15 protein-coding genes and 1 tRNA gene are annotated in these 17,901 nt (G+C 67.0%); 3 read left to right on the top strand and 13 right to left on the bottom strand.

Going from position 1 to position 17,901, the window contains the following annotated elements; all coding sequences use genetic code 11:
* The gene (locus tag AUL32_RS11285) at positions 1-651 is read right to left on the bottom strand and encodes a recombinase family protein (RefSeq protein WP_202814396.1); all 651 of its coding nucleotides are present in this window, start codon (positions 649-651) and stop codon (positions 1-3) included.
* A 187-nt stretch (positions 652-838) separates the two neighbouring features.
* Here AUL32_RS11285 and AUL32_RS11280 point away from each other — a divergent pair, with 187 nt between their 5' ends.
* Positions 839-2,692 carry an ATP-binding protein gene (locus AUL32_RS11280; protein WP_062114879.1) on the top strand — a complete coding sequence of 618 codons (1,854 nt, stop codon included), beginning with the start codon at positions 839-841 and terminating at the stop codon, positions 2,690-2,692.
* A 167-nt stretch (positions 2,693-2,859) separates the two neighbouring features.
* Here the strand turns inward: AUL32_RS11280 and AUL32_RS11275 are convergent, their stop codons facing one another.
* From AUL32_RS11275 to AUL32_RS11260, 4 genes are read right to left on the bottom strand one after another with little or no spacing between them, the layout of a single operon-like run.
* The gene (locus AUL32_RS11275) at positions 2,860-4,251 is read right to left on the bottom strand and encodes a restriction endonuclease (RefSeq protein ID WP_062114876.1); all 1,392 of its coding nucleotides are present in this window, start codon (positions 4,249-4,251) and stop codon (positions 2,860-2,862) included.
* Positions 4,248-5,297 carry a DNA cytosine methyltransferase gene (locus AUL32_RS11270; RefSeq protein ID WP_062114873.1) on the bottom strand — a complete coding sequence of 350 codons (1,050 nt, stop codon included), beginning with the start codon at positions 5,295-5,297 and terminating at the stop codon, positions 4,248-4,250. The genes AUL32_RS11275 and AUL32_RS11270 overlap by 4 nt, the downstream gene beginning before the upstream one ends.
* 9 nt (positions 5,298-5,306) lie before the next feature.
* Positions 5,307-6,488: a DNA cytosine methyltransferase gene (locus AUL32_RS11265; RefSeq protein WP_082659558.1), complete on the bottom strand. Its 1,182-nt coding sequence runs from the start codon at positions 6,486-6,488 to the stop codon at positions 5,307-5,309.
* A 4-nt stretch (positions 6,489-6,492) separates the two neighbouring features.
* Positions 6,493-6,681 (bottom strand): ribbon-helix-helix protein, CopG family, encoded by a 189-nt coding sequence (locus AUL32_RS11260; protein ID WP_062114870.1) that lies wholly within the window; start codon positions 6,679-6,681, stop codon positions 6,493-6,495.
* Between the two features lie 207 nt (positions 6,682-6,888).
* On the opposite strand from AUL32_RS11260, the gene AUL32_RS25990 reads away from it, so the two are divergent.
* Together AUL32_RS25990 and AUL32_RS11255 are read left to right on the top strand one after the other, a co-directional pair.
* Entirely contained in the window at positions 6,889-7,083 is a 195-nt protein-coding gene (locus tag AUL32_RS25990; protein WP_244497817.1) for a very short patch repair endonuclease, read from the top strand.
* Positions 7,084-7,526: 443 nt separating this feature from the next.
* Positions 7,527-9,062 carry a DNA cytosine methyltransferase gene (locus AUL32_RS11255; RefSeq protein WP_062114867.1) on the top strand — a complete coding sequence of 512 codons (1,536 nt, stop codon included), beginning with the start codon at positions 7,527-7,529 and terminating at the stop codon, positions 9,060-9,062.
* A 109-nt stretch (positions 9,063-9,171) separates the two neighbouring features.
* On the opposite strand, the gene AUL32_RS11250 is transcribed toward AUL32_RS11255, so the two are convergent.
* The 8 genes from AUL32_RS11250 to AUL32_RS11215 all read right to left on the bottom strand — a co-directional run bounded on the left by AUL32_RS11250 (position 9,172) and on the right by AUL32_RS11215 (position 17,559).
* Positions 9,172-10,680 (bottom strand): hypothetical protein, encoded by a 1,509-nt coding sequence (locus AUL32_RS11250; protein WP_156421434.1) that lies wholly within the window; start codon positions 10,678-10,680, stop codon positions 9,172-9,174.
* A 258-nt stretch (positions 10,681-10,938) separates the two neighbouring features.
* A tRNA-Ser gene (locus AUL32_RS11245) sits at positions 10,939-11,028 on the bottom strand.
* Positions 11,029-11,671: 643 nt separating this feature from the next.
* Complete coding sequence (locus AUL32_RS11240) at positions 11,672-12,748, bottom strand: ABC transporter ATP-binding protein (RefSeq protein ID WP_062114861.1); 1,077 nt, start codon at positions 12,746-12,748, stop codon at positions 11,672-11,674.
* A 21-nt stretch (positions 12,749-12,769) separates the two neighbouring features.
* A complete protein-coding gene (locus AUL32_RS11235) occupies positions 12,770-13,588 on the bottom strand; it encodes a carbohydrate ABC transporter permease (RefSeq protein ID WP_061973067.1) in 819 nt (272 codons plus the stop codon).
* Positions 13,589-13,596: 8 nt separating this feature from the next.
* Positions 13,597-14,523, bottom strand: a complete 927-nt coding sequence (locus AUL32_RS11230) for a carbohydrate ABC transporter permease (RefSeq protein WP_061973065.1) — start codon at positions 14,521-14,523, stop codon at positions 13,597-13,599.
* Positions 14,523-15,857, bottom strand: coding sequence for an extracellular solute-binding protein (locus AUL32_RS11225; protein WP_062114859.1), 1,335 nt, complete (start codon positions 15,855-15,857; stop codon positions 14,523-14,525). The genes AUL32_RS11230 and AUL32_RS11225 overlap by 1 nt, the downstream gene beginning before the upstream one ends.
* 71 nt (positions 15,858-15,928) lie before the next feature.
* Positions 15,929-16,654: a GntR family transcriptional regulator gene (locus AUL32_RS11220; protein ID WP_082659554.1), complete on the bottom strand. Its 726-nt coding sequence runs from the start codon at positions 16,652-16,654 to the stop codon at positions 15,929-15,931.
* A 14-nt stretch (positions 16,655-16,668) separates the two neighbouring features.
* A complete protein-coding gene (locus tag AUL32_RS11215) occupies positions 16,669-17,559 on the bottom strand; it encodes a dihydrodipicolinate synthase family protein (RefSeq protein ID WP_062114856.1) in 891 nt (296 codons plus the stop codon).
* Positions 17,560-17,901: the final 342 nt, after the last annotated feature.

Below are 17,901 nucleotides of genomic sequence, written 5' to 3'. Positions count from 1 at the left end.
CTAACTGGCCGATCGAACAATGGAACGACCGCTTTCGGGATCGTGGTGCAGTGTCGGAGACGTCTCGAAGGGGTCTATAGCGGCGGTTCGGCGGGACCGTGCCTCGGCCACGATGCGAGAAACGGTCGGCTGGCTTACCCCATAGAGCCTCGCCATGTCGGCGGCGGTCCTGCGCCCCGACAGGACGCTCTCCGCGATCTCCTCCCGCTGGCGCTGGCCGAGCTTTGGTCGACGCCCGCCGACGCGACCCTCGGCCCGCGCCTGACGAAGACCGGCCGCCGTCCTCTCGCGAATGAGTCCCCGCTCGAACTCCGCGAACGCCCCGATCATGTGCGCCATCATCCTGCCGGCCGGGGTGGTCGTGTCGATGGCCTCCGTGAGGGAGCGGAAGCCGGCCCCAGCAGCTTCCACCTTCTCCAAGATCGTCAAGGCGTCGCGGAGGGATCGCGATAAGCGATCCATTTTCCAGACCACGAGCGTGTCGCCCGGCCGAAGGTGGTCGAGCAGCCGATGGAGTTCCGGGCGTTCCCAGCGCCCGCCTGATGCGACCTCCTCGTAGACCCGCTCGCATCCGGCTTGGCGCAGCGCGCGGGCCTGCGCGGTAGTGGACTGATCTTCATTGGTTGAAACGCGAGCGTAGCCGAGGAGCACCGAGGGAGCCTTTCGCAAACGGCCGTTTGGGGACGGGCGCGACGCGCTGCGGTCGCGCCGAGCCTTCGGCCTTTCACAATCCTCTTGCGCTGGCTCCGCATCCCGCAAGAGGTTTCCGGAAGACGTGATGGCAGCCCGCTACCGAACTGTCAGGGCCTGCTAAGGTCGCCACAACCTGGGAGGGATCATGAAGCTTCTGTCGGCTAGCATACGCAACTTCCGCTCCTACCGTGACACGGTATCGATCGGGTTCGGGAACTTCACAGCGGTGATCGGCCGGAACGACGTGGGCAAGAGCACTCTGCTCGAAGCACTGGAGGTCTTTTTCAACCATCAACTCATCAAGCTCGACCAGGACGACCCGTGCGTCCACGGGGCGGACAAGGTCATCGAGATCGGGTGCGTGTTCGACAACCACCCAACGGAACTCACGATCGACGCCGTGTCTCCGACGACACTCGAGGCGGAGTTCCTACTGAACCGGGACGGGCGGCTGGAGATCGTGAAGCAGTTCGACTGCTCGGGGCGGACGGTCAAGGAGGCGGTGTTCGCGCGCGCGAGTCACCCGACCCACGACAAGCTCCGGGACCTCCTGAAGCTCAAGAACACGGACTTGAAGGCGAGAGCGACCGAACTGGGGGTGAAGAAGGGGGAAGCCATCGACTTCCGGTCGAATGCCGCCCTCCGCCGCGCCATCCGCGACGCGGTAGGCGACGAGGCCCGAGAGGAAACCTTGATCCCTCTCGCGGCCGAGGACGGCAAGAAGGTGTGGGACCAGTTGGAGAAGCATCTGCCGGCCTTCGCCCTGTTCCAGTCGGACCGGCCGAGCCGGGACGATGACCGAGAGGTGTCAGACCCCATGAAGGTCGCGATGGCGCTCGCCTTGAAGGAGGTCGAGGCCGAACTGAACGCGATCAAGGACCGGGTGCAGGCCAGCGTCATGGAGGTTGCCGAAAGGACCCTCGCGAAGCTCCGTGAGATGGACCCCGCACTCGCCGGGCAACTCACCCCGACCATCAAGACCGAGCCGAAGTGGGACGCCTTCAAGCTGAGCCTAACGGGCGACCACCAAATCCCCATCAACAAGCGTGGTAGCGGTGTCCGCCGTCTCATCCTCCTGAACTTCTTCCGAGCGGAGGCGGAGCGCCGACGCGGGGCGGACGGTTCGAGGAATGTCATCTACGCCGTCGAGGAGCCGGAAAGCTCGCAGCATCCAGACAACCAAGTGATGCTGATCAAGGCTCTCCTCGCCCTCGGCGAGGACCCCGGCACGCAGGTGTTGATCACCACCCACGTGCCTGCGGTGGCGGCCATGGTGCCCGTCGACGCGATCCGGCTCGTCAAGCGAGACGGGGACGGTCACCCTCGTCTCTGGGTCGGCGGCGACGACGTGTATCGCGAGACCGCGGAAGCCTTGGGGGTGCTACCGGATCGGCGAGCCCGTGTCGCGGTGTATGTCGAGGGACCTCACGACGTGACGTTCCTCACCATCATGGGGCGCCTCTACCGCAGCGAGGATGCTGGTCTGATCGACCTAGAGAACGACCACCGCGTGGCGTTCGTCCCGACCGGAGGAGGGAACCTCAAGCACTGGGTAAACAAGCAGTACCTCCGGAACGCCGAACTGACCGAGGTCCACATTTACGACCGGGATGACCAGCAGAATCCCAAGTACGGCGAACAGGTCGCTGCCGTGAACGCCCGGCAGGGGCGGGACATCGCCTTTCTGACCGACCGGAGGGAGATGGAGAACTACCTTCACCCCGACTGCGTGACGGCCACCTTCGGGGGATGCCCTGCCTTCACCGAGTGGTGCGACGTTCCAACACTCGTGGCCGAGCAGGTCCATGCCGCCAGCGCGTCGCCGAACCCCTGGGGGACGTTGGACCCGGAGAAGCAGTCGAAGAAGGCGTCGCGCGCCAAGTCGCGCCTGAACCAGGAGGCCGCGGCTGCGATGACGCTGGTCCAACTCAAGGCGGTCGACACGAACGGCGAAATCCTCGGGTGGCTGGTCGCGATCCGCGAGCGGGCGGATGCCTGAACGGCTTCGCCGGCCGCTGTACTGACTGGCGGCCTGCGTTGTCCTTCTCCGTTAGGACCTCCCCGTTTTCCAGTCCCGCAAGGACCGAAGCGAAGCGGGCGTAGGGGCGCCGCGTCGCCTAACAGGCACCGAAGGTGCCCCAGCGCCTGTGTGTCAACGGGGATGGCCTATCCCTCGGGCGCGATCGGCTGCCCTCGCTTCTGCGCCATCACCCCCGCCGCGTTGGCCGCGACGTGGTCGAGCAGCACTTCCGCGCCCCGCTCCAGGTAGCGTCGCACCACGGCCCCGTCGACGAGGAGGAACTGCAAGTGCGTCGCCGTCGTGATCTCCCGCGCATAGGCCAGCGCCTCGCTGGAGAAGTCGCTCGTCGTCACCACGGCCACGACGTGCGCCTTCGAGTAGATGGCAAGCCCGACCTCCTTCGCGACGTCGCCGAGGGCGACCCTTGAGCCTACGCACTTGCACTGGAAGTTCCAGCGCGAGAACAAGAGGTTCTTGCCCTCTGCGGTCAGGTCGACCTCGGCGTGAGCAGTGTCGCGGCTTCGCAGGCGGAACGCGCGGGGCTCCAAGCCTATGTCGATGATCATCCGCAGGGCCAGAAGCTCCAGCCCCAGGCCCCGGTCGTAGGTTTCCGAGCTTTCGAGGAGCCGCTGCACTTCTGACCGGGGCGTGTCGATCCGCGCGCGCAGGTCGGCTGGGACGACCTGGTCGAAGTCCGGCACGATCGACGCCAGAGGGATGCCCATAAGCTTGGGCGAAGGCGTGACCGCGCCGCTCTTTCCGCCTCGTCCCGAAGACCCGGAGGCTGGAAGCTCCAGCCAGCCGCCGTTGGCGAGCGGCTTGAGGACCTTCGCGCGGAACTGGTCCTCGTCGAAGCGGGCGCGGTGGTCACGGAGACACTCGTCGATGACACGCTTGGCCGGAAGTTCCGACGCCCCCTCGGCCTCGGCCACGCGCCGAAGGATCTGGAGGAAGATCTGCTGGCCGAGCGGCAGGTCGGCGAAGTCCGAACGCTCCGTAGCCGAGATGCCGAGGACGGCCTTCATGACTTCCTCGTCGGGCTGCGGGTTCTCTCTCCCCTCCTTGGTGAAGAGGCCCCCGTGCACCATCCAGTTCAGGAGCGTGGTGTGGTCCGTCGTTCCGACCGACAACCCCTGAATGCCCCCGCTCTCAAGTTCGCGCTTGAGGCCGTCCTTGCTCACGGGATCGCCACGCGCGTTCAGTGACCGCACGGCGTCGACGACTGCCATCCCGTTCCTAGTGTCGACGATGTGACGGACGAGAAGCCGCGACGCCGCGACCGCGTCCGGGGCCGCGCGTACCCTTTCCCCAGCCGCCGTCAGCCCGAGCGGCGAGCGGATCATCAAACCAAGGCTCGTCAGGGTCGCCGAGACGTTCGTCTTGGCGCGCTTGTTCCCGGCCCCCTTGAAGAACTCGGCGTCCCATGCGGCTGCGACCGCGTCGAAGTCGGGGGCAAGCTCGGCTAGCGTCTCAAGCGGCCGCCGAACGTCACCGATGATGCCCGGGGAGAAGTCATTGAAGGACGGGAGGCGGCTCAAGCGGCGTCCCTCAACGGCACCCCGATCGCCTCCGCAACGCTCCGGCCGACGGCGGCCGCCAGCGGCGGCGGGACGGCGTTCCCGATCTGGCGCCACTGCTGCTCAACGGTCCCGGCAAGCTCGAACCCGTCGGGGAAGGATTGGAGCCGCTTGATCTCGGAGACCCGCAGGATTCGGTTGCGCCAGTGGAACGGCCCCATGTTGTTGGACCGACGGGCCTGGATCGTCCACGACGGCATTGCGGGGCTCAGCTTGAGGAGGAACGACCAGTACCGTCCGCGCCACTTGAACTGCGGGTCCGGGTGGCCGCGCTTGTCGGTGAAGAACAGGTAGTTGTCCCCCGGCGGCACCTGACGGAGCAGATCGTGGTGCCGTCCGCCCGCGAAGTGCCCGACGTCGGAGGCGTTCTCCTCGGTGTCGAGGTCCGTCAGCACCTCGCCTGCGGTGATCCAAGGCAGGAGGCCCTTCGACGGGTCCTTGGAGTGAGTCGGAGCCGGGAGCCTGACCTTGCGGTCTAGTGTCCCAACGACGAAGCAACGCTCGCGGATCTGCGGCACGCCGTAGTCCGCCGCGTTCAGGACGCCGGTCGTCACCTTGTACCCAAGCCGCTCCGCCCGGTCGACGATCGTGTCCAGCGCGTCGGCGTGCACCTTATAGGCGAGGCCCTTGACGTTCTCCAGGACGAAGGCGCGGGGGCGGACCCAGTCCAGCATGTCGAGGTAGCCGTTCACGGTCTCCCAGCCGTTCGGGTCGTCCAGAGCCCGCAGCTTCTCCTTTCGGTAGAAGCGGCTCTTCGAGAACGGGGGGCAAGGCGGCCCGCCGGCCACGAGGTCCACCTCGCCAACTCGCCCGCCAAGGGCCTTCACGACGTCGTCGCGCGTCAGGGACCCGATCCGCCCGACGAGGAAGGCCGTCGCCGGCATGCTCCGCTTCCATGTGGTGGCGCAGAGGGCCTCCGCGTCGGAGGCGAGCACTGTCCGGAACCCTGCCTCGTGCAGGCCGAGGTCGAGGCCACCGCAGCCGCTGAACAGGCTGACGCTTCGCATTCCCGTCTCCTATCGGTCGACTGTGGCGAGGACGGCCTCGACCATGCGTCTGGCAAGCGGCGGCGGCACGGCGTTGCCCATCTGCCGAACTCTCTCGCGTCGGCTGCCGAGGATGCGGTAGTCACGCGGAAACCCCTGCAAGGCAGCAAGCTCGACCGTCCGAAGGCGCCGGTTCGCCCAATGGAAAGGACCTGTCCAAGGGCCGGGCGAGGCCGCGATCGTCCACGACGGGCGGTCGGGAGAGAGCTTCAGGAGGAAGTTCCAGAAGCGCGTCTCGGTGACGAACGTCGGATCTGGATGCCCGGCCCACGCCGTGTGCGCTTTGTAGTTCCATCCCGGCGGCACGGCGCGCAGGTGCTCCGCCCATCGTCCGGAGACCAACTCCTCCGGCTCGAAGAACTCAGGCCGGTCGAAGCCTTCGAGCGCCTCGCCTGCGGTGATAGCCCGAGGCAGTAGAAGCTCGTCCTTGAGCGAGTGCGTCGGGTTGGGCGCGGTCGGCGCGGACTTCTTGGACCCCAGCAGGAAGACGCGCTCGCGCGTCTGCGCCACGCCGTGCTCGGCGGCGTTCGCGGTCACCTGCGTGACGTGGTAGCCGGCCACCTCGGCCGCGTGCCGGAAGCCGTCCAGAACGGGGCGGTTACGAGGATGCTTGATGCTTGGGACGTTCTCGAACACGAAGCCGTCCGCGTTCGCCTCGTAGATCAAACGCCAGAACTCCTCGACGAGCGTCCGCCGCGCGTCGGGACGCGCCTCGGTGGGGGCTGGCGGACGCTCCATCGCGACGCCCGCGGCCCGAGCGCGGCGGTAGCGGGACTCCTCGCCGTCCTCGACCCAGTAGGCGGCCTTCGAAAAGGGCTGGCATGGGGCGCCCCCGACCACGATCAGCGGGTCTCCGGGCGCGAGCCGGGCGGCGGCGCGAAGGTCCAGCCCCGTCACCGCAGCCACGTCCCCCTCAAGGACCTCGCCATGGAAGGCGGCGTTCGCGCGCAGCGTCCGGCAGGCGACGGCGTCGATCTCCACGGACGCGCGCACGTCGCACCCTGCGGCCGTCGCGCCGACGCTTAGCCCGCCCGCGCCGGCGAACAGGTCGATGACGGGAAGGCGGGCGGCACGGGACCGGCGGCGCGGAGCCGCAACGGATCGTCCGGCGTCGGAAGCTATTGGCTCGGCGGAATGGTCCAGAAGGTCCATGCCGTCAGTTCCTGCCTAGGTCGAGCGGTAGCTGGGCGTCGCAGCCCCGCTCCACCAACTGGTCGACGGCATGGCGCACGAGCCAGGACACGCTGACCTTATGCCGGGCGGCAAGCTCCTTCAGAGCGCGCTCCTGCTCGCGGGAGAGCGAGGCCGTCACGCGCACGGCACCATCCTGGCCGACAACCGCCATACCCGCCTCCGCTGCAATCTGCTGCACTGTTCTGCACGGAAGATGGGTTCGGTACAACGGAGGGGGGCCTTAGATCACAGAAATCGATCGACATTGAACCCGACGGAGGGTTCCCAGGGCTGACTGCGGAGCACGGCGAACTTCCGCCTCCTTCACGCGCGATGTGGAGGCACGGACAAGGTCAGCCCCGAGGTCCGGAGCGCCGTCATGCGCGCCATCCGTTCGTCGAATACGAAGCCCGAGCGGGCGGTCCGCTCCATCGCGCACGCGATTGGACTGTGGTTCCGCCTGCATCGAAGGGACCTCTCAGGAACGCCCGACCTTGTCCTGCCGAGGCACCGCACCGCCGTCTTCCTTTCCGAAAACGCGGACGGATCACTGGCAGGCCAAGTTCGACCGTAACGTCGCCCGCGACGCGAAGGCGCGGAGTGAACTCGCGGCGCTGGGCTGGAAGGTAGTCGTGGTGTGGGAGTGCGACGTGAAGAACCATAAGGCTGTACGCGCGATCCTACGTGACACGCTCTCGTGCAACAGTCCCGCATAGACATCGCAAGGCTGAGGCGGCCGAGAACTAGGCTGCTCGTCGGCGGCAACAGTCACGACATGCGCGACGGCAGCCCGTCCCAGTTGTCCAGTCCGAAGGGCCGAAGCGAAGCGGAGCAGGCGGAGGCGCCCCGCGCCCCTCAGGAGCGCCGTGGGGCGCGCCGGAGCCTGTGCGTCAATGGGGGCGGGCGGGGTCAGGAGTGAGGCTTCGTTCACTACCCGACGAGCCTGACGTGAGGAGGTGAACGTTCCTTCATCACCGTTCGCGACAGTGAAGGTCCATTCACTGGACGGGACATCGCATGAAAGCTGTCGAAATCTTCGCCGGGGCTGGCGGCTTCTCGCTCGGGCTCAAGCAGGCGGGCGTCGAGGTGCTCGCTGCGTATGACTTCGAGCCGAGGGCGATCGCGGTGCATGAGGCGAACCTCGCCCGCCCACTCGACAAGCTGACCGGCCGCCGCCGAAGCAAGGTCGCGAACCTCGGGCGAGGCGACGCGGCGCAGCCCGATCTCGGGGACCTTCTTGCGGCCGCGCCGAGGATCGCCGCCTTTGCACCCGACCTGATCGTAGGCGGCCCACCCTGTCAGCCCTGGTCGTCGGCGAACAAGAACACGTCGACGCCGAAGGGCGAGAAATCGCCGAACGCTGCCTTAACGGAGGCCTTCTCGATCATCGTGACCCACGCGAGACCGAGATTTTTCGTGATGGAGAACGTACCCCGACTTCGAAGCTTTGACATGTACCGTCGCATCCGGGAAGTGTTCCATCGCGCTGGATACGGACTGACGGAAGCGGTGGTCGACGCCTCATGGTACGGCGTCGGGCAGGCCCGCCGGCGCCTCCTGCTGTGCGGTTGCCTGGGTGAGGACGACGGGTGGCTGCTCGACCACATCGAGGCGGCGAAGCAGCCTCGCCGGACGAGCGTCGCCGACGTGCTGGGTCCCGACTTCGGGGCGGTCTTCTTCCGCCGCGGTCACAACGACGGGGAGCGGCGGTCGATCTGGCTAAGCGCGGAGCCGAGCCCGACGATCACCTCTGGCTTCCGCCGTCGTGCAGGCCAGAAAGGGTACAAGGTCCGGAAGGCCGACCGTGAAACCTACGAGCGACTGAACGACGCGGGGAAGGCCGAGCTCCGTCGGGCCTACTGGCAGAAGCCAGGTGGCAAGAGCAGCCGTGGCACCCGCGACGTCGACCAGCCCGCGCCGACGTTCCTCGGTGGCGCTCTGACACCTCCGGTTCCCAGCTACGAGCTGAAGGAGGGGGATGTCCTGCACCCGTCGTCACTTCCTATCATGACGATCGACCAAATGTCCCTGATCGCGGGCTTCCCGTCGGACTGGAACTGGTCTCCCGCAGGCTCCGACAGCGCGAAGACGCAGATGATTGCCAATGCGGTCGCCCCGCCCGTGGGGCGCATGATCGCCACTTGCATTCAGGACTACGCGGCCGGGACGATCCCGCAGAAGGAGGTTCGGCTGCGGGACGGGTACAAGGGTTGGCTTGAGAAGAAAAACCACCTGACCGACGACGCTGTGGCCCAACTCCTGACGGACACGCGGGCGGTTTACCGTCTGCTCGGCCAGCGCGAGCTGGAAGACCTCGACCATGCGCTCGCGCGCTTGAAGAAGGTTCCTGCGTTCGCGGCCTGCAAGGCGGCCCGGCGGTCCAACCTCGTCCGATCGCTCCGCTACTGGGTCCTGCACGAGGAGTACAGACTGGAGGTCGCGCGCGAGGGTCGCATTCGGCGGTACGGCGCCGACATATCCCGATGGGACTTCTACGGGCCGAAGGAACAGAAGGCCAAGGGCAAGGTGGGCGACGTCGCGGCCGTAGGGTGACAGACCCTCTCCCGGTCCTTGCGGACCGGCTCCTCCCCTCCCCGGAGGGGAAGGGCTCACACCCCTCGCGGGGCGTCGTCGATCCGGCCGGCTCGCGACGGCTGCGCCGTCACTCCCCGTCCGCGGTTCGAGCAAAGCGGACTCGCTTTGTCCTGAACGGTCGCACCTGCATGGGTCCCTTGCTGTTGAGGTAGGGCGCTAGGTCCAAGTCCTTCGGCAGCGCCATGGCCGCCAGGACCTCGACCTCATCGGCGCGCAGGCGCTTCGAGCCGTAGGAGGCCTCGACAGATTGCGGGACGTGCCCGGTCTGGAGACTGGAAGTCCGTGGATCGATCTTGGCGATGCGGAGGAAGTCCTTGGCGGTGTGGCGCGAGGAGTGGAAGACGGCCGACAGGCGGTTGTGCAGCCCGCAGGCCCGAAGGCGCGCGCCCTGCCGCTTGGAGGCGGTGTCCGCCGGGTCCGCGATCTTGTGATGCAGGTGCGGGAACACCCAGTCGGAATCCGGTCGATTCTTGGCGTAACGGATGAATCCGACGTCTGTCAGGGCTTGGTGCAGGGCGAACAGGCGGCGGCTCCCCTCGTTCTTCACCTGCCGTTCCTGGTCCTTGCCGTTCACCAGCAGGTATCGGGAAAGGTCGGCGGCCCAGAGGCCCGGCTGCACCTCAACGATGTCTCCCCCTTGAAGGTAAGCAAGTTCGCCGATCCGGGCGCCGGTCAGCGTCCCGAGCAGGGGGAGCCAGTAGTCGTCGGGTCGATCCTCAAGGACGGCGCTCGCGAACCAGCGGTTCAGGTCCGCCACCGCGAACGGCTCGCGCACCACGGCCTTGGGGGCGTGTCTCGGTGCCTTCACCCGCACGTCGGCGAAGGGGCTGCGAAGGGTCAGGTCCATCGCCAACCACCCGAACGCCCCGGCGATGGCCTGACAGTAGCCGAGGATGGTCGTCTCGGAGCGGCAGGGTGGGACAGCCTCGCCGCGAGCTCGCGCTGCCGCGACCATGGCGACAACCTCGGCGGCGGTGCGCCCCTTGTAGGCCGGGAACTTCATCCAGTTGGTCGGAAGGTCGGCCAAGCCTTCGGCGAAGGTGCGCAGGTCGCGGGGGACGTAGTTGGCCAACGGCTTGTCCCCGACGATGGAGATGAACTCCCTGAGCTTGCTCCGCAGGCCGTTCACGTAGGAGGCGCCCCGGTCGTCCTTCGCGACGGACTCGACGTAGCTTTCCATGCACTCGCTGAGGAGCGGCAGGGGAGGAGCTTCCGGAACGGGCGGAGCGGCCGGTGCGTCAGACACAACGTGAACCATGGGCGCGCGATTCAAGATGCTGTCGTACGTTCGCCGTTCGGACACCCACGCCGAGTCGTCCAGCGCCATCGCCATGCCGATGCCGTCCAACCGTTTCCGAACAGACTCCAGGGCCTTGCGCTTCGCCTCGTAGCCGTGGGCGGCCTCGCGGTGATGCGCCGCCAGCGCCCGCGACGCGGGGTCGTCGTGCATCTCGTAGTCCGCGGCAGACCGCTCCGACGAGGCCTTGAGACCTGCCCATCGTGTCTCGCGCTCGATCGCGTCGAGTTCAGAGGCGAGCGCCCCGAGGCTTCGGTTCAGGGTGTCGCGATCGGCCATGCCTGCGTCCAGAAGTGCGTGACAGTGGGCCGCGAGCGTAACCGCGCGGCGTTGCGCTTCCGTTGCCGTCAGAAGGCCGAGAGGAACGCGGATCGGCGTCCGCCCCAAGAATTCGACGTGGGCAGCAGGGACTCGAAGCTGGAAGCGCCAGCCGCTGGGGCGCCGGGAGAGGTACACGTTGGGTTCCGCCCTGGGTACACGGCTGGGTACAGCCGGGGTTCAGGCGGGAAATTCTTCAACAATTTCAATGGGTTGTTGTGGCGGAGAGGGAGGGATTTGAACCCCCGATGCCCTTGCAGGCATGCCGCATTTCGAGTGCGGTGCATTCAACCACTCTGCCACCTCTCCGTTTGAGGTCGGCTCCGAGAAGCCGCTAGCGCATGCGCTTGGTGTGGTCGGCGCCAGTGGCGCTGGGAGGGTGCTTAACCAACTCTCGGCGGTGTGACAAGAGCCAATTTGGGCGCTTGTCGCAAATCTGCGATCTTCGGCTGAGCCATGGGGAAATGCGGTGTCCAAGGCTGGTTCGAGGCTGGAGTGAAGCCTTGGAGGTGAAGAAGAGGCGACGCCTGCCGGCTGACGATGGACGAATGGGTGGCCGAGTTGGCGCACCTATCAACATACAACGAGGAGGGCTTGTCGATTGGCCAGCGTTGGGGCCTGCTCCTGGCACCCTGGCACCCTGGCACCCTGGCACCCTGGCACCCTGGCACCCTGGCACCCTGGCACCCTGGCACCCTGGCACCCTGGCACCCTGGCACCCTGGCACCCTGGCGTCGCCTTATCCCACGGCAGAGCGGTCTTTACCCAACTGTGGTGCGTTTGGCGGTAGGAGGACGGAGCCTACGCCCACTCTGTCATCGATCCTTCCTGCATCGACGACAGAGTGCGACGTCCGAGGCAACCGCAGTCGAGCGGAAGGGCTGAGTGCGATGTCCCTGCACAGTGCAATATCGCCTCTCGACGACATCCACTCCGCCGAGCGGCCGGCGCCTCAGTGCCGCGCGGCCGCGTCCGCGCCGATGCGTCGTCCATCGGCTTGGTCGAAGAGATGGCTGGAGCGGGGTTCGATGTGGATGGGGACGGTCTCGCCGGGGCGCAAGGACAGGCGTTCGCGGAAGAGGCAGGAGATGGGCTGGTCACCGAGGCGGCCCGCCACCATGACCTCCGAGCCGGTCGGCTCCACCACGTCGATGCGGATGGGAACGCCGCCTTCGCCGATCCGGATATGTTCGGGGCGCACGCCGTAGGTCGCCTCGCCCGGGCGCACGGGGCCGAGGCTCGTGGGTAGGGGGAGGCGGTGGCCGTCGCCGGTGACGAAACCGTCCGCTTCGACGCGGCCCGACACGAAGTTCATGGCGGGCGAGCCGATGAAGCCGGCGACGAACGTGTTGGCCGGGCGGTCGTAGAGATCGAGCGGCGCGCCGACCTGCTCCACCCGCCCGTCGCGCATCACGACGATCTTGTCGGCCATGGTCATGGCCTCGATCTGGTCGTGCGTGACATAGACCGTGGTGGTGCCGAGCCGGCCGTGCAGGTTCTTGATCTCGGCGCGCATGGACACGCGCAGCTTGGCGTCGAGGTTGGACAGAGGCTCGTCGAACAGGAAGACCTGCGGATCGCGCACGATGGCGCGGCCCATGGCGACGCGCTGGCGCTGGCCGCCCGAAAGCTGGCGCGGGAAGCGGTCGAGCAGGGTCGACAGGCCGAGGATGTCGGCCGCCGGGCGCACGCGCTTCTCGATCTCGGCCTTGGCGACGTTCTTGAGCTTCAGGGCGAAGCCCATGTTCTCGGCCACCGACATGTGGGGATAGAGCGCGTAGTTCTGGAACACCATGGCGATGTCCCGTTCCTTGGCGGGCAGGTCGTTGACGACGCGGCTACCGATCAGGATCTCGCCGCCGGAGATTTCCTCCAGGCCCGCCAGCATGCGCAGCAGGGTGGACTTGCCGCAGCCCGACGGGCCGACCAGCACGACGAACTCGCCGTCCGCGATGTCGATCGACACGCCGTGGATGGTGGCGACGCTGCCGAAGCTCTTCTTCACGTTCCGAATGGTGACGGAGGCCATGGGTGGGTCCTTTCTTCAGCGCTATTTCACCGCGCCCGCCGTCAGGCCGGCGACGATCTGGCGCTGGGCAACGAGGGTGAGCACGAGGACGGGCAGGGTGACGACCAGGGCGGCGGCGGCGAGCGGCCCCCAGCTCACCTGCTCGAAGGAGAGCATGTTGTAGACGGCGACCGGCAGGGTGCGCGTTTCGCGGCTGGCGAGCACGATGCCGAAGACGAAATTGTTCCAGGAGAAGATGACGGCGAGAATCAGCGAGACGACGATGCCGGGCCGGGCGATCGGCAGGGCGACGCGGGCGAAGACCTGCCAGCTCGTGGCGCCGTCGATGCGCGCGGCCTCCTCCAGCTCCATCGGCGTCGTCTCGAAATAGCCGATCATTACCCAGATGACGATCGGCACGGTGACCACGAGATGGATGATGATCTGCGGCCAGAGCGTGCCGAGCAGGCCGACATTCTGGAACAGGAGAAAGAGCGGAATGAGGAAGGAGAGGCCCGGCGTCATGCGCGCGATCATGATGACGATCGCGGCCTTGTTGGCGCGCAGCCGGGCGATGCCGTAGCCGGCGGGAACGCCGACGAGAAGGGCGAGCAGCGTCGCGGTGCCCGTCACCAGAACCGAGTTCCAGAAATAAAGGAGGAAGTCGTTCTCGGCGAAGATGCGGGTGTAGTTGCCCCAAGCGAGGCGCTCCGGGATCAGGATGGGCGGATAGGCACCGTTGTCGATCTCGAACTTCAAGGAGAGCGACAGCATCCAGACGAAGAAGAACACGGCCGGCGAGACGATGACGAGGCCGCAGAAGAGCAGCGCGAGACGGTTGAAGAGACGGCGGAGCTTCATGGCGAACCTCAATCGTTCCACTTCGCCCGCTGCTTCAGATGCAGCATGACGAGCGACATGGCGACGATGATGACGAAGAAGATCACGGCGATCGCCGAGCCATAGCCGATATCGTAATAGGAGAAGGCGACGTTGTAGAGATAGATGTTGATCGTCTCCGAGGCCGTGCCCGGCCCGCCCTGCGTCATCGCGTAGATGATGTCGAAGCTCTTCAGCGCGTCGATGGAGCGGATGATGACGGCCACCATCATGAAGGGTGCGATCAGAGGCAGGGTGATGTAGCGGAACTTCTGCCAGCCGCTCGCCCCGTCGATCTCGGCGCCCTCGTAGGGCTCGCGCGGCAGCGAGGCGAGGCCGCCCAGCACGATCAGCATGACCAGCGGCGTCCATTGCCAGGTTTCCACCAGCACCAGCGAGGGGATGACGGTCGCCTGATCGTAGATCCAGGACTGCTCGGGCAGGCCGACCACTGACAGGAGATAGTTGAGGACGCCGAGCGAGGGATTGAACATCATGGTCCAGACCAGCGCGATGGCGACGGGCGTCGCCATCATCGGCATGACGAAGATGGCGCGCAGCACGCCGCGCAGCGGCATCTTGGAATCGAACAGAACCGCCGCCAGCGTGCCGAGCACGAGCGGCGCGACCACCGAGAGCAGGGTGTAGAACAGCGTGTGGCCCATCGATTCCCAGAAGCGGGCATCGGTCGCGAGCCTTGCGTAGTTCTCCCAGCCGACGAAGCTGGTCTCGCCGCCGAGCCGCCAGGCATGGGCGCTCATCCAGAGTGTGAAGACCCACGGGAAGACGATCACCGCCACGGTGACGGCGAGCGCGGGGATGACGAAGGGCCAGTAGTGCGGGCGCAGGCGCGCCCGCTTGCGCGAGGCGGCCGGTGCCGCCCCGCTGTCGCCGGCCTCGGAGACCAGTGCGCTCATCAGGCCTCGCTCCGCTCCAAGATCGGCTTGAACTGCTCGGAGGCCTTCTTCAGCTCGGCCGCCGGATCGGCGCCGCCCAGGAGATTGGTGAGCGCCACGCCGTAGACGTCGCGGAACTCCGTGATCGGGATGACCACGGGCAGGGCGATCTGGCTGACCTTGGCCGAGCCAGCCACGGCATCGGCCCACTCGGCCGGCATGGTGACACCCTTGCGCACCTCCGCGTCCTCCACCACCGAGGTGCGGAAGGGCACGCCGGCACCGGCCTGGAAGAGCCGCGCGCCCATCTCCTTCGACACCGCCCACTGGCAGTAGAGATAGGCCGCTTCCTTCTTGGCGGAGGCTTCCGTCACGGCGATGCCGTCGCCCAGCGTCGGCGCGGCGCGGCCGGCCGGGCCGGCGGGCACGACGCTGTAGCCGACCTTGCCGACGACGCGCGAAAGCTCGGGATTCTCCAGCGGCGCGGCGAAGCCGCAGCCATCGAACCACATGCCGACCTTGCCCTGCAGGAAGGCGGACTGGCATTCGGCCCAGTTGAAGCCGGTGACGCCGCGCGGAGCGCATTCGGTCATCAGGGCCTGGTAGAGCTTGGCGGCCTCGACGCCCTTTTCGTCGTCGGCCAGGATCTCGCCGTTCGGGCCGATGGCCTGCTGGCCGAAGCCCAGCATGAGCGAGGTCCAGACCGGCGTATTGGCGTTCTTCATGCCGCGCGCCACGAAGCCGGACGTGCCGGCCGACTTGTCGGTGAGCGCCTTGGCCGCCGCCAGAAGGGCGTCGAACGTCTCGGGGAAGGCGATGTTCTTGGCGGCGAAGAGTTCCTTGTTCCAGTAGACGATCCAATAGTCCACGGAGAAGGGCAGGGCGCGGATCTTGCCGCTCGTGTCCTTGGCGTAGGACAAGCCGGCGGGCGCGAAGTCGGATTCGGTGAGCGAAGCGTCGGTGAGCGAGGCGTCCGCCAGGAAGGGCGAGAGATCGGCGAGCCAGCCGGCCTTCTCGTATTGCCGCTTCTGGGCGTGGAAGCTGATATGGATGACGTCGAAGCTGGGCTTGCCCGAGGTCAGCTCGATCACCGCCTTCTGGCGCTGCTGCTGCTCGGGCGTCGCCTCGGCGTTCACCTTGATGCCCGTCAGCGCCTCGAACTCGGCCTGGTGCTTGCGCAGGAGTTCGCCGCGCGGGTTCTTGGTGAGATTGACCTCCAGCACCGTGCCGGCATGTTTCTTCCAGTCGACGCCGGCGGCGAAGCTCGGCCGCAGGCCGGCCAGCGCGAAGGCGCCTGTGGCGGCGGTACCGGCCAGGAACTGGCGGCGCGACAGAGCGATGGTGCGATGGGTCATGGTTCTTCCTCCCTTTTTTCGTTGATCCGGGCGGCGTCCTCCAACGTCCGTCCCGGCGCGCTCGTTCTCGTCTAAACGGTGAGCGCCAATCGTCTGGCATTGTTGACATGGGCGGCGATGGCCTCGGCCGCGCGCGCCGGATTTCGGCTTTCGATGGCGGCGAGCACGTCGAGATGCTCGCGCATGACGGGCACGACGCGCCCGTCGATGCGGTAGCGCTCGTGATGGATCAGCCGGAGCTTCACCGAGTTCACGCGGTAGGCCATGGCGATGATGGAATTGCCGAGCGCGTCGATGAACGTGTCGTGCAGCCGCCAGTCGATCGCCTGCGCCTCGGCCTCTTCCTCCACCGTGAGCCGGCGCGCCAGCGCTCGGCCCAGCATGGCTTCGTGTTCGGCCCGGATCGCGGCCAGCGTCTCGTCGCTGGCTGAGGTGGTGAAGACCGCGACCGCTTCCTTTTCCAGAAACAGGCGGAACTGGAAGGCCTCGCGGATGAGGTTCAGGTCCACATGGGCGATCTGGATGCCGCGCTGGGGCACGGTGGTGAGCAGTCCCTCCGACTCCAGGCGCGGGATGATCTCGCGGATGGCGCCGAGCGGCAGACCGGTGCGGGCGACGAGCTGGCGCTGCGAGACGAACTCGCCGGGCGTGAAGTCGCGCGCGATCAGCTTCTCGATGATGCTCTCATAGGCGCGCTCGCGCAGCTTGAGCGCGTCGCCGCCCTTGGCCTTGCCCGTTTCCGGCCCGCCCTCGGGCAGGCCCGCTGGCAAGCCGTCCGGCCCCGCCTCCGCGTCCATGGCCCGCGGCGCCTTCAGGCGGCCGCCGCGGCCGCGCCGAGGCCGTCGAGCGCCGCGCCGAGCCGGCTCGCGCCTTCGCTCGGGGTGGGCAGGAGCGGCGCGCGGGTGCGGGCAAATCCCGGCTCGCCCGTGCGATGGGCGACCAGCGCCTTGACCGCCGGGGTGACGGGAAAGCCAAGCACGGCCTCGACCAGCTGGTGCACGTCCTGGTCGTCGCGCCCTTCGCGGATCATCGGCAGGAGCCGGTCGGGAATGATGTTGGCCATGCCGGAGATCGCGCCCTGCGCGCCCAGCCGCACGCCGGCGGCCAGGCTCCGCTCGTCGCCGATCAGGATGGCGATGTCCTTGTGCTCGGCGAGCAGCCGCTCGGTGTAGGGCCAGTTGCCCGAGGAATCCTTGACGCCCATGATCGCGGCCGGGAACGCGGCGCGGATGCGCCCGATCAGCGGCACCGACAGCTCGACGGCGGTGACGGAGGGAATGTTGTAGAGGATGATACCGCGCGCCTTGTCGCCCAGCGCGCCGAGCACTTGCGTGAACCAGCCGAAGAGCCCGTCCTCGCTCAGATTCTTGAAATAGGAGGGCGGGGCGAGCAGCACGCCGCGCGCGCCGCCGTCCAGAAGCTCGGCGGCCTGTTCGATCGCGTCTCCCGCCGCGTTGGCCATGACGCAGCCGATCGTCTCACCCGGCGCGATGCCGCCGTCGCGGAAGGCGTGCAACAGGGCCGAGCGCTCGGTGCGCGAGATCGAGGCGCCTTCGCCGGTCGTGCCGAACAGCGTCACGCTGCCACAGCCCTGGTCGAGGCACCAGCGGGCATGACGAACCATCCGCCCCGCGTCGATCGCCCCTGCCTCGTCGAACGCCGTCACCAGCGCGGCCGACAGCCCGAAAACCTGCTCACCCACAACATGATCCTCCCGTTGTGCCAACAGTTTGCTGACATGTCAGCGATATGTCAATGCGTCGGCAGAGGGGATGTTAATGCTTGTTTCACGTGAGACAGGGCGGAACTGTTCAACTGGAGGACTGAGAAGCAGTTGATTGAACTCACATCCCCAATCGAAAGCCTCTTATGAATGAGGGCCTTACCGAGACCTTCATCGATTGGATTTTCTGTAACCTTCGTTGGTCAAACGCGGCTCCGTTTGGCGAAGGAAGTCCTTCCCCAGTTGCCAGCACCGTCCGCATTCGCTCGCCCGGCATTCCAATTGTTTGAGCGCAAAAACAAGCGCATTCAAATTGCGGCA

Source organism: Aureimonas sp. AU40 (assembly GCF_001463785.1).
Lineage (GTDB): Bacteria > Pseudomonadota > Alphaproteobacteria > Rhizobiales > Rhizobiaceae > Aureimonas.
This window is presented reverse-complemented; position numbering and strand designations above follow the sequence as displayed.

Bases quoted from the DNA above. Each gene is read 5' to 3' on its own strand.
- AUL32_RS11225 (WP_062114859.1), bottom strand. From the start codon at position 15,857: ATGACCCATCGCACCATCGCTCTGTCGCGCCGCCAGTTCCTGGCCGGT.
- AUL32_RS11235 (WP_061973067.1), bottom strand. From the start codon at position 13,588: ATGAAGCTCCGCCGTCTCTTCAACCGTCTCGCGCTGCTCTTCTGCGGC.
- AUL32_RS11250 (WP_156421434.1), bottom strand. From the start codon at position 10,680: ATGGCCGATCGCGACACCCTGAACCGAAGCCTCGGGGCGCTCGCCTCT.
- AUL32_RS11220 (WP_082659554.1), bottom strand. From the start codon at position 16,654: ATGGACGCGGAGGCGGGGCCGGACGGCTTGCCAGCGGGCCTGCCCGAG.
- AUL32_RS11270 (WP_062114873.1), bottom strand. From the start codon at position 5,297: ATGCGAAGCGTCAGCCTGTTCAGCGGCTGCGGTGGCCTCGACCTCGGC.
- AUL32_RS25990 (WP_244497817.1), top strand. From the start codon at position 6,889: ATGCGCGCCATCCGTTCGTCGAATACGAAGCCCGAGCGGGCGGTCCGC.
- AUL32_RS11230 (WP_061973065.1), bottom strand. From the start codon at position 14,523: ATGAGCGCACTGGTCTCCGAGGCCGGCGACAGCGGGGCGGCACCGGCC.
- AUL32_RS11280 (WP_062114879.1), top strand. From the start codon at position 839: ATGAAGCTTCTGTCGGCTAGCATACGCAACTTCCGCTCCTACCGTGAC.
- AUL32_RS11255 (WP_062114867.1), top strand. From the start codon at position 7,527: ATGAAAGCTGTCGAAATCTTCGCCGGGGCTGGCGGCTTCTCGCTCGGG.
- AUL32_RS11265 (WP_082659558.1), bottom strand. From the start codon at position 6,488: ATGGACCTTCTGGACCATTCCGCCGAGCCAATAGCTTCCGACGCCGGA.
- AUL32_RS11240 (WP_062114861.1), bottom strand. From the start codon at position 12,748: ATGGCCTCCGTCACCATTCGGAACGTGAAGAAGAGCTTCGGCAGCGTC.
- AUL32_RS11260 (WP_062114870.1), bottom strand. From the start codon at position 6,681: ATGGCGGTTGTCGGCCAGGATGGTGCCGTGCGCGTGACGGCCTCGCTC.